Raw genomic sequence first — 11,093 nt, 5'->3', positions numbered from 1 at the left:
AGCACGCGGCGGACCGCTTCGGGCTGCGGGACGCGGGCAACATCTACGGGCGGCTGACCAACACGACGCAGGAGGTGCTCGAACAGCGCGTCGCCGCGCTCGAAGGCGGCACCGCGGCGCTCGCCGTCGCCTCGGGCGCGGCCGCCGTCGAATACGCGCTGCGCAACATCACCCAATCCGGCGACCACATCGTCGCCTCCCATACCATCTATGGCGGCACCTACAACCTGCTGCGCCACACGCTGCCGCGCGACGGGATCACCACCACGTTCGTCGACATCGCCGACCACGCCGCCCTGGAGGCGGCGATCACCGATCGCACCCGGCTCGTCTACTTCGAGACTTTCGGCAACCCCAATGCCGACCTGCCCGACTTCGAGGCGATCGCCGCGATCGCTCACCGCCACGGGCTGCCGGTGATCGTCGACAACACCTTCGCCACGCCGTACCTGTTCCGGCCGCTCGAACACGGCGCCGACATCGTCGTCGAATCGGCGACCAAGTTCCTCGGCGGACACGGCACCACGCTCGGCGGCGTGATCGTGGAGGGCGGACGATTCGACTGGTCGGCCGGTGCCGGCGGATTCCCCACGTTGACCGAGCCGGACCCCTCGTATCATGGGCTGCGGTTCTTCGAGGCGCTCGGACCGACCGCGTTCGTCACCCGCGCCCGCGCCGTGCTGCTGCGCGACACCGGCGCGACGATCTCGCCGTTCGCCGCGTTCCTGCTGCTGCAGGGCATCGAGACCCTGAGCCTGCGCGTGGAGCGGCATGTCGCCAACACCCTGCGCGTCATCGAATACCTGCGTACCGTCCCCGAGGTCGCTTCGATTTCGCACCCCTCGATCGAGGGGCGCGAGGACCACGAACGCTACCTGCGCTACTTCCCGAATGGCGCCTGCCCGATCTTTACGTTCGACATCCGAGGCGGTCTGGACGCGGCCCGCACGTTCATCGACGGGCTGAGCCTGTTCAGTCTGCTGGCCAACGTGGCCGACGCCAAGAGCCTGGTCATCCACCCCGCCTCGACGACCCACTCGCAGGAGAGCGAGGAGGAGCTGGCGGCGCAGGGCATCGGCCCCGGCACCATCCGCCTGTCGATCGGCCTGGAGCATATCGACGACATCCTCGCCGACCTCGAGCGCGGGTTCGCCGCCGTGCGGGACCTGCGCTGAACGCCGACCCATATCCGCACCGCCGGTCCGCACACGGGTCCGGAGCATCCTAGGCGTCGCCGTCATCCCCAGGGATGACGGCGACGCCGCGGTTCCGCCCGGCGCACGATGTGGGCCGACCCCGGACCGGGGATAGCTTGGGGGCAACAGCCGGGATGGACTCCGGCTCCGGACAACCAAGGGGTGCGACATGACCACTGCCATCGAGGCCATCGACCTGGTCAAGGATTACGGAAACGGCGAGAACGCCGTCCATGCGCTGCGCGGCGTGAACGTGGCGTTCGAACAGGGGCGGTTCACCGCCATCATGGGGCCGTCCGGCTCCGGCAAATCCACGCTGATGCACACGCTCGCCGGACTCGACTCCGCCACCGGCGGGCACATCATGTTCGACGGCGCCGACATCACCACCATGACCGACAATCAGCTGACCATGCTGCGCCGACACAAGATCGGCTTCATCTTCCAAAGCTTCAACCTGCTGCCGATGTTCACCGCCGAGCAGAACATCATCATGCCGCTGACGCTGGCCGGCGAGAAACCGGACCGCGCCTGGTTCGACCTGCTCGTGACCACGCTGGGGCTCAAGCAGCGCCTGGACCACCGCCCGAACGAGCTGTCCGGCGGCCAGCAGCAGCGCGTCGCCATCGCCCGCGCGCTGATCGCCCGCCCCCAGCTCGTCTTCGCCGACGAACCGACCGGCAACCTGGATTCCGTCTCCAGCGCGGAGGTCCTGAGCTTCCTGCGCCGGTCGGTCAACGAATTGGGGCAGACGATCATCATGGTCACCCATGACGCGGTCGCCGCCTCCTACGCGGACCGGGCCATCGTCTTCGCGGACGGCCGCATCGTGGCCGATGAGACCGGCCCGACCGCCGAACGCATGAACCAGCTGCTCATGCAGGAGCGGGAGCGAGCCACCCGCCAGTCCCTGACGCCAGCCGGAGCGCCATCGCCGCGCGCGGGCGCCGGCGTGCCGCTGCCGCCGCAGAGTGCGCGGAACACGCGCACCGGGGCGCATGCCGCAACCGCCGGCCGCCATCGCCGGTGATCCGCACGCATCGGTTACGGCATAACAGAGGTAAGGAGGAACGCTCATGTGGTCGATAACGCTCAAACTCATGCGGAAGAACGCCCGGATGCTGATCCCGGCGGGCATCGCCATCCTGATCGGCACGATGTTCATCGCCAGCACGCTGCTATTCGGCAACACGCTCGACTACTCGTTGCGCCGGCAGATCTCGGCGTCCTACGGGGACGCGAACTACGCGGTCGTGGCCAGCGACGACGATGCGCCCATGTACGGCATCACCGTCGGCGACCTGAACCTGGACCAGGTGCGCCGGGTCGAGGGCGTGGCCGGCGTGCGCGCCGACGTGATGCTGAACATCGAGGTGACCGTCGGCGACCGGCACTCCAGCGGCATCGTCATCGCGAACGCCACGCCGTCCACGCTGATGCCGGTCGATCTGGCGGAGGGTGAGTGGCCGTCCGGCGATGGGCAGATCGTACTCCCGCGGGATATGGCGGCGCGGCTCGACGTCGGCATCGGGGATACGGTCAGCGCGGCCTACTCGGACGGCACGCCCGTCGAGCTGACCGTCAGCGGCCTGAGCCTGGATCCGGGCGGCGCGTACGCGTACTACGGCGGCGCGGCCGTCGTGTCCGAGGGGGCGATCGGACGGCTGATGGATAGCGTGGCCGTCGATCCCGGCTACGCATCGTTGAACTGCACGATCCTGTACCTGGACATCCAACCGCCGGCGGGCACGGACGCCGAACAGGTCATCAAGCAGGTCAACGCCCTGCTGCCCGCGCACTTCGCCGCGCTGGACCGCGGCGCGAGCGAGGACCAGGCGCTCGAACGGCTGGGCGGCGGGCAGACCAGCATGATGACCACGTTCATGATGGTCTTCGGCGTGCTTGCCATGTTCGTGGCGGCGCTCGTCATCGCCAACACCTTCCAGGTGCTGGTGGCGCAACGCCGCCGTACGCTGGCGCTGCTGCGCACCATCGGCGCGAAGAAGGGGCAGCTGTACCGTTCCGTGGTGGCCGAGGCGCTGCTGCTGGGGCTGATCTCCTCGCTGGTTGCGGTGGGCCTGTCCATCGGACTGATGCAGCTGCTGCATGTGGCGGGCGTGGAGTTCTCCGGCATCAGCTTCGTGACCGTGCTCACCCCGCAGGTGTTCCTGGTACCAATCGCCTTCGGCGTGGTGGTGACGATCCTGGCCTCGCTCGGATCGGCCCGCACCGCCACCACCGTCACCCCGCTGGAGGCGCTGCAGCCGCTGGAGGTCAGCGCGGCCAGGAAATCGGGTGCCGCCCGACTGGTGGTCAGCCTGCTGATGATGCTGTTCGGCGCCGCCGTCACCGCGTTCACCGTGGTGGATACCTGGCGGCAGGCGCACGGCGAATCCGCGCTGAGCAACGAGCAGTTCTCCCTGGTGCTGCTCATGGCCATGGGTGGCGTCATGATCTTCTTCCTCGGCCTGCTGCTGTGCGCCAACCGGTGGGTGCCGCTCCTGCTCAAGGGCGTGGGCGCGCTTGTGGCCCATATCGGCCCCGCATCCACCATCGCCACCGCCAACATCCAGAAGAACCCGCGGCGCGTGGCCGCCACCAGCACCGCGCTGCTCATCGGCGTGGCCCTGGTCTCCACGCTCGGCACCGGCGCGGCCAGCGCCCGGCAGACGCTCGCCAGCGAACTCGACGCCCGGTACAGCGTGGACATCCAGGTCTCCGGCGAAGGCGTGGACCAGACCGTACTCGACGACATCCGCAAGGTCGCCGGCATCCGGGACGCCGAACTGATCGGCTCGTCGAACGCCGTCTGGCATACGGACGACTATGACAGCAACCTGCAGGTGTACACGCTCACCGCGCAGCAGGGTCGGGCCGTGATGAACGGCGACGTCATCGACGGATTGCGCGACGGCGTGCTGCTCGTCCCCGACGCGCTGGCCGGCGACAGTGACGACTACCCGGTGCGCGACGGGTCCGTGCTCGATCTGGAACTCAACGCCACCTACAACGACGACGGCGACATCGTCGACGGCATCGCGTTCAAACCGACCGTCGAGGCCGCGCCGTTCCGCGGGGTGAACACCCCGTACGGCATCTACGGGCTGATGCCGCCCGACACGCTCGACCGGCTGGGCGCCAAGCCCGACGGCTACGAGGTGTGGGCCAAAACCGACGGCACCGTCACCCCGGCGGATGTGATCGACGACATCCAGCAGGCGGTCAGCTCCATCCCCAGCATCACCGTCGGCGGATCGATCGCCGAACGCGTGTCCTGGGACGGCATGGTCAACATGCTGCTCATGGTGCTGGTGGCCCTGCTCGCCGTGGCCGTGATCATCGCGCTGATCGGCGTGGCCAACACGCTGTCCCTGTCCGTGATCGAACGCACCCGCGAATCGGCCACGCTGCGCGCCATCGGCATGACGCGTGGACAGCTGCGGCGCTCGCTGGCCATCGAGGCGCTGCTGATCTCGCTGGTCAGCGGTGTGGTCGGCATCGTGGTCGGCACCGTGTTCGGCTGGATCGGCTCGTACATCGTGTTCTCGATGAGCTTCGGCTCGGTGGTGTTCCCGATCGACTGGGCCACCTCGGGGGCGATCCTGGCGATCGCCGCGGTCGCCGCGCTGCTGGCCAGCGTCTTCCCGGCCCGCCGGGCCGTCAGGACCCCGCCCGTCGAGGCCCTGGCCGAGGCCTGAGCCTCTAAAAGGAATGACCTCCCTCATCGCAGGGAGGTCATTTTCTATACCAGATGGTTGTCATAGGCGAAGACCACGGCCTGCACGCGGTCGCGGGCGTTGATCTTGGCCAGGATGTGGGCCACATGCGTCTTGACGGTCGGCAGGCTGATGAACAGCTTGTCGGCGATCTCCTGATTGCTCAGGCCGTGCGCGATCTCGATGAGCACCTCGCGTTCGCGGTCGGTGAGCTCGTCCAGTTCCGGATCGGTGTAGACCGGTGCGGCGGGCGCGGTCTCGGGCACCGGATGCGGTTTGGTGTACCCGTCCTCCATCATCTTCTCGATCAGACGCTTGGTGGCCGAGGGAGCGATGATGGCATTGCCCTGATAGACGGTGCGGATCGAACTCAGCAGCGTCTCCGGCTCGGTGTCCTTGAGCAGGAAGCCGGAGGCGCCCGCGTTGATGGCCGCCATCACATACTCATCCAGGTCGAAGGTCGTCAGGATGATGACGCGCGTCGGCCGCGCCCCCTCGGCGGCCTCGGATTCCAGCGCGGTGATGCGACGGGTCGCCTCGATGCCGTCCATGCCGGGCATGCGCACATCCATCAGCACCACATCCGGATGCAGCGATTCGGCCACCCGGACGGCGTCGGCGCCGTCACGCGCCTGCCCGACCGCCTGCATATCCTGCTGGGAGCCGATCACCATCGCAAAGCCGGCGCGCACCAGCTCCTGGTCGTCGGCGATGACCACGCGAATCCGTTGCATAGCATTCATGCCTTCCACTGTAGCGAACTCCTTGTCTCGATCCCCGTTGTTCATACCCGCGAATCATGCCGCGGCGGTGCCCGACTCCATGTCTGCCGGCCTGACGGCCTGCATCTGGTCATCCAACGAGGCCGCCGGGGTCAGCCGCATCGTCTCCTGCGCTGCCGGCCGGTGCTCGTCGCTGAAGCCGGTCTCGCGCAGCACCCGCAGCAGCTGGCGCATATGCGCCAGCGCGTCGCGTCCGCGCGAACCGATCGCCTCGAACGCGGCGGCGATCGTCTCCGGAGCGGGCGTCTCGCCGTGCGCCGCGCAATCGTCCAGCATCGCCAAGCCGTCCACCGCCTGGTCGATGACCGTGGTCAGCGTGGCCGTGACCTCGGCCTGGATGCTGGCGCTGATCCGGTCGCGCTCCATATTCGCCGCCAGCACGCGCTGCTTGGCCTCCTCGGCCCTGAGCGCCTCCTCGCGCGCCTGCAGGATCAGCACGTTCGCGCCGCGCGCACGGGTCCAGCGCCCGTAGACGATCGCCGTGCAGCACAACAGGAACACCACGCCACCGGTCATCAGCCCGGCGGCGACGTACAGCATCAGCCGCAGCGGCAGCGGCTCGAACACCAGGTCGTAGATGGTGTTCAGGCCCATCATATTGGCGCAGACCTTGACGCCGAACAGGACGGAGTCGACCAGCGAGGCCGCCGTCAGCCACATCCACGCGCGAGACCGGCCGTACGCCGCCGCCGCATGCAGCGCGTACAGCACCAGAATGTTGCACCAGGGCGCGCTGGGCAGGAACACCATCTCGAAGGCGCAGAACACCGCCAGGAAGGCCGCAGTGCCCTCCGGGAAGCGCCGGTGGAAGGCCAACGGGCCGATCACCATGACGGTGATGAACACGTACAGCCCATGGTCGGGCAGAGGGCTGCCGACGAAATCCGCATGGACGAACAGATCGGAGGAGGCCACCAGGATCAGCAGCACCGTGCCGATGACGTCCATCATCAGGTAATGGCGTTCGCTCCATTGCGAGAGCCGTTCGATCCAATTGAACCGCTCGCCGCCCGCCGACTCGGCCTGGTCGATCGGCTTGGAACGCAGCTTGCCGGCGATCTCCTGCAGCGAGGGCGGCACGATGCGTTCCGGCAGCGGGAACGACGGCATCGTGAACCGGGGCAGACGCGGCATGTGGGAGGTCTGCGGGGACGACGGTGCCGGGCGGTCGGCCGAATCGGCTGTACCGGCTGAAACGCGCGAGAAGGCCGCGTCGGCTGCGTCGGCGTCGCCGCCCGCGTGCATGGTCGCTGCGCCCGCCAAGGTCGGCGTGGCGGTACGGTCCCGCCCGTCGGGAGACGGTGCCGGACCTGTGCCGGGAACCACGGCCGACGGCGACACCGCGGTCTGAATGGGGACCGTGGCGATACCGGCGGATCGCGCCGTCGCATCGTCGGCGGTCGCGGGAACGGCGTCTGCTGCGACCGCGTACGGCACGGTGACGGACACCACGAACCCTCCGCCGATGCCCGGGCCCGCGCTGACGGTGCCGTCCACGGCCTGCACGCGCTCCCGCATGCCGATCAGCCCATAGCCGGGCGCATGCCCGTCCAGCCCCGACGAGGCGCCGCGGCCGTTGTCCGCAATCGTCAGGGACAGCCCGCCGTCATCCCATCGCTCATCGATGCGGACCGTGGGGCGCGGCCCCGCATACTTGCGCACATTGGTCAACGCCTCCTGCACCACGCGGTACACGGTCATGCTCGCCTGCGCGCCCAGCCGTTGCGGGGCGGCCGTCCCCTCGACACAGCGGACGATCGCGGTATCGGGGGAGGTCTCGCGCGCCTGGTCCACCAGCGCGGCGATGTCGTCGTAATCGGCGTGCGAGGAGCCGCCGAAGACGCCCAGCAGACGTTTCATATCGTGCAGCGCGCGCTCCGACTCCCTGCGGATCGTCTCCATCGTGCTGCGGGCCACCTCGGGGTTCCCGACGCCGGCATACCGGCCGCCGTCGGACTGGACGATGATGATCGACAGCGTGTGCGCCACCACGTCATGCATATCACGGGCGATGCGCGCGCGTTCGGCCAGCGCGGCGATGTGGCGTTCCTCGTCCTGTCGTGTCGCGATCGCCTCATTGCGTTCGCGCAGCATGCGGATCGTGGCCTGACGCGCACGCTGCCAGTAGGCGAGCACGATCGTGGCCCCCAGACACGCCGCCACCAGCAGCCCCATCTGGAAGCCCTCGGTCAGCAACGTGGAGGCGCATTCGCCGCTGAACCCCTCCTGATAGAGGGTGGCGCACGCACCGTAATACATATGACGGTATCCGTCCCACACCTGCCCGAACATCGGACCCACATCCACCGACCAGGTGATCGCCATCGTGGCGAACAGGCCGAACGCCGAGGCCAGCACGATGAACGCCTTGGTATTGCGCGGATCGCCGTAGACAATCACCGAATACACCATGACCAGTGAGAGGAAATCGCTGTACAGCATCGCCGGGCCGAATATCAGATGCAAAGCCACCAGACCCGCATAGCACAGCGCCGCCGCCTGCGGGTGCCAACGGCGGAACATGACCGGAACCAGCGAGACCAGCGACCACACCATCTGCGACGTCGGGTCATGCGCGAACAGGATGCCCGGCGTATTTCCGGTCGAGGCGGCGAGGCCGACCATGAACAACGCGATCGCCAGCGTGCTGAGCACATCGAGCGGCAGCACATTGCGCGCGCGCCAGGCCGAGAACCATTCCATCCTGTTCATAATTCAAAGCTACCGTGGGATGATACACTCCGGCCATCATCCCCGGGCATGATGGATGGCCGGCGCGGCGTCGCTCGCGGCCCGTTCACGTCCGCCGGCGGCGGCCGGAGCGGTGGATCCCCGTGTTTCTCGGATATCATGGAACCGCTTGACCACGCAAGGAAAGGGAAACGGAACCGATGACGTTGCTGACGCAGTATTACGTGCCCGGCCTGCATATCGAGGACCGGTCGATCCGCGTGCCGCTCGACTGGACCGGCCATACGCCCGGCGAAGAATTCGACGGCGAGTCGATCAGCCTGTTCTACCGCGTGGTCACCGCACCCGAACACGTGCACGACGACCTGCCGCTGCTCGTGTTCCTGCAGGGCGGCCCCGGCGGCCCCGGCCCGCGCCTGCTCAACCCCACCAGTGACGGCTGGATCGCGGAGGCAATCAAGCACTTCCGCGTGGTACTGCCCGACCAGCGCGGCACCGGACGTTCCAATCGCATCGACACGCATACGATGGCGCGACTGGCCCCCGGCGGCGCCCAGGCGCAGGCTGCGTACCTCAAGCGGTTCCTGGCCGATTCGATCATCCGCGATTTCGAACACCTGCGCCGCACCGAATTCGCCGGCGCGCGGTGGGTCACGCTGGGCCAGAGCTACGGCGGATTCCTGACCCTGACCTACCTATCGCTGTTCCCGGAGGGCGTGATCGCCAGCTTCACCACCGGCGGCATCCCGCATGTGCCCGCCGACGCCACGGAGGTCTACGAGCACACCTTCCCGCGCATGGCCGTGAAGACGCGCCAGTACTATGACCGCTACCCGCAGGACGTGGAGCGCGTGGCCGCCGTGGCCGACCGGCTGGCGGCGCGGGATGTGCGCCTGCCGAACGGCGACCGGCTTACCGTGGAACGATTCCAGACCCTGGGCTCCGACTTCGGCATGAAGCCGAGCTTCGAACGGGTGCACTGGATCATGGACGACGCGTTCCTGGACGGCGACGGGTCCGTGTCCGCCGACTCGCCGTTGAGCGACGACTTCCTGGGCAAGGTGATGGCCGCCACCGGATCGAGGCCGCTGTACTGGCCGTTGCAGGAGTTCATCTACGCCAACGGCGAGCTGGACGAGCCGATCCGCTGGGCCGCGCAGCGCGTGCGCGACCGGCATCCCGAATTCGCGGGGGACCGGCGGCCGATGCTGTTCACCGGCGAGGCGATGTTCCCGTGGATGTACGAGCAGCAGGCCGCGCTGCATCCGTTCCGGGCCGCGATGGATGTGCTGATGGAGGATACGCGCTTCGGACGCATCTACGACGCCGACCGGCTGGCCCGCAACGAGGTGCCGCTGCAGGCGGCCGTGTACTTCGACGACATGTACGTGGATTCGGGGATGCAGCTGGATACGCTGAGCCGGGTCGGGCGCTCGCACTACTGGGTGACCAACGAGTTCGAACACGATGGGCTGCACGGGTCCGCGGTGTTCCGTCACCTGTATGAGGAGGCGCTGAACCGCGGCGACTTGGAGGAATTGTTCTGAGTCGGAGGGACGGTATCTCCAGCCGTCGTGCGGCTTCCCTCGCCGGAGGGAGAGGGAATTCAAGGATTGACGAGAAAGGATGAGGATATGCCTTTGCAGGATGTGACCGTCGGATTCATCGGATTCGGCAATATGGGGCAGGGCGTGGCCCGAGGCCTTGTGAACGGCGGTGTGGTCGGTGCCGGCAACATCGTGGCCTACGACATCGACCGCGACCGTCTCATGCGCGACACCACGCAGCTCGGCGCGCGCGCCGCCGCCAGCGCGGAGGAGACCGTCGCCGAGTCGGATGTCGTCGTGATCGCCGTCAAACCGAACCTGGTCGGCGAGGTCATGGCCCCGCTGGCGGACGCCTTGGACGGCAGGATCGTCCTGTCCATCGCCTGGGGCGTCTGGAACGACCAGCTGGAGGCCATCATCCCCGGTACCAGCCACCTGTCGGTCGTGCCGAACCTGCCGATCGGCGTGGGCCGCGGCGTGCTCGTTGTCGAGCAGTCGCACACGCTGGAATACGAGCAGATGGCGCTGATCCGCTCCCTGTTCGAGCCGATTGCGCTGCTGGAAACCGTCGACACCGCGCACATGTCGGTTGCGGGCATCGTCAGCAGCTGCGCGCCCGCGTTCACCGCCGTCTACATCGAGGCCCTGGCCGACGCCGGCGTGAAATACGGGCTCAGGCGCGACACCGCCTACCGGCTCGCCGCCAAGATGGTGGAGGGCACCGGCGCGCAGATCGTCGAGGAGGGCATGACCCCGTCCGCGCTGAAGGACGGCGTGTGCTCGCCGGGCGGAGCCACCATCAAGGGCGTGGTCGCGCTCGAACACGCGGGGTTCCGCGGGGCCGCCATCGGCGCCATCGAGGCCGTGCAGGGCTGAAGGTAGGCTGGAGGGCATGTCTCTTACCATTGGAATCGTCGGCTTGCCGAATGTGGGCAAGTCCACACTGTTCAACGCATTGACCCGCAACAACGTGCTGGCGGAGAACTATCCGTTCGCCACCATCGAGCCGAACACCGGCATCGTGCCGCTGCCGGACGACCGTCTGCCGGTGCTCGCCAAGCTCGTGCACACCGAGAAGATCGTGCCGGCCACCGTCACGTTCGTGGACATCGCCGGCATCGTCAAGGGCGCGTCCGAGGGCGAGGGCCTGGGCAACCAGTT

8 protein-coding genes are annotated in these 11,093 nt (G+C 67.9%); 6 read left to right on the top strand and 2 right to left on the bottom strand.

All coding sequences use genetic code 11. The annotated features are described in order from the left end of the window. The 3 genes from B4C31_RS07395 to B4C31_RS07385 form a co-directional block, all read left to right on the top strand. Positions 1–1,175 (top strand): O-acetylhomoserine aminocarboxypropyltransferase/cysteine synthase family protein (locus tag B4C31_RS07395; RefSeq protein ID WP_291531961.1); only part of this gene is annotated, 1,175 nt, incomplete at its 5' end. Positions 1,176–1,365: 190 nt separating this feature from the next. Further along, positions 1,366–2,226: an ABC transporter ATP-binding protein gene (locus B4C31_RS07390; RefSeq protein WP_291531960.1), complete on the top strand. Its 861-nt coding sequence runs from the start codon at positions 1,366–1,368 to the stop codon at positions 2,224–2,226. Positions 2,227–2,272: 46 nt separating this feature from the next. Beyond that, entirely contained in the window at positions 2,273–4,894 is a 2,622-nt protein-coding gene (locus B4C31_RS07385; protein WP_291531959.1) for an ABC transporter permease, read from the top strand. 44 nt (positions 4,895–4,938) lie between these two features. Here the strand turns inward: B4C31_RS07385 and B4C31_RS07380 are convergent, their stop codons facing one another. Together B4C31_RS07380 and B4C31_RS07375 are read right to left on the bottom strand one after the other, a co-directional pair. After that, the gene (locus B4C31_RS07380) at positions 4,939–5,655 is read right to left on the bottom strand and encodes a response regulator (protein ID WP_291531958.1); all 717 of its coding nucleotides are present in this window, start codon (positions 5,653–5,655) and stop codon (positions 4,939–4,941) included. 54 nt (positions 5,656–5,709) lie between these two features. Next, positions 5,710–8,406, bottom strand: a complete 2,697-nt coding sequence (locus tag B4C31_RS07375) for a sensor histidine kinase (RefSeq protein WP_291531957.1) — start codon at positions 8,404–8,406, stop codon at positions 5,710–5,712. 179 nt (positions 8,407–8,585) lie between these two features. Between B4C31_RS07375 and B4C31_RS07370 the strand changes: the two genes are divergently transcribed. The 3 genes from B4C31_RS07370 to B4C31_RS07360 form a co-directional block, all read left to right on the top strand. Beyond that, positions 8,586–9,932, top strand: coding sequence for an alpha/beta fold hydrolase (locus B4C31_RS07370; RefSeq protein ID WP_291531956.1), 1,347 nt, complete (start codon positions 8,586–8,588; stop codon positions 9,930–9,932). Between the two features lie 87 nt (positions 9,933–10,019). Beyond that, positions 10,020–10,808: a pyrroline-5-carboxylate reductase gene (gene proC / locus B4C31_RS07365; protein WP_291531955.1), complete on the top strand. Its 789-nt coding sequence runs from the start codon at positions 10,020–10,022 to the stop codon at positions 10,806–10,808. Positions 10,809–10,824: 16 nt separating this feature from the next. Continuing rightward, positions 10,825–11,093 (top strand): GTPase (locus tag B4C31_RS07360; protein ID WP_291531954.1); only part of this gene is annotated, 269 nt, incomplete at its 3' end.

Origin of the sequence: Bifidobacterium sp. UBA4282 (assembly GCF_002394995.1) — a bacterium.
Classification (GTDB): Bacteria; Actinomycetota; Actinomycetes; order Actinomycetales; family Bifidobacteriaceae; genus Bifidobacterium; species Bifidobacterium pullorum_B.
Note: the sequence above shows the minus strand (reverse complement) of the source record. Positions and strands in the feature narration are given on the sequence as shown.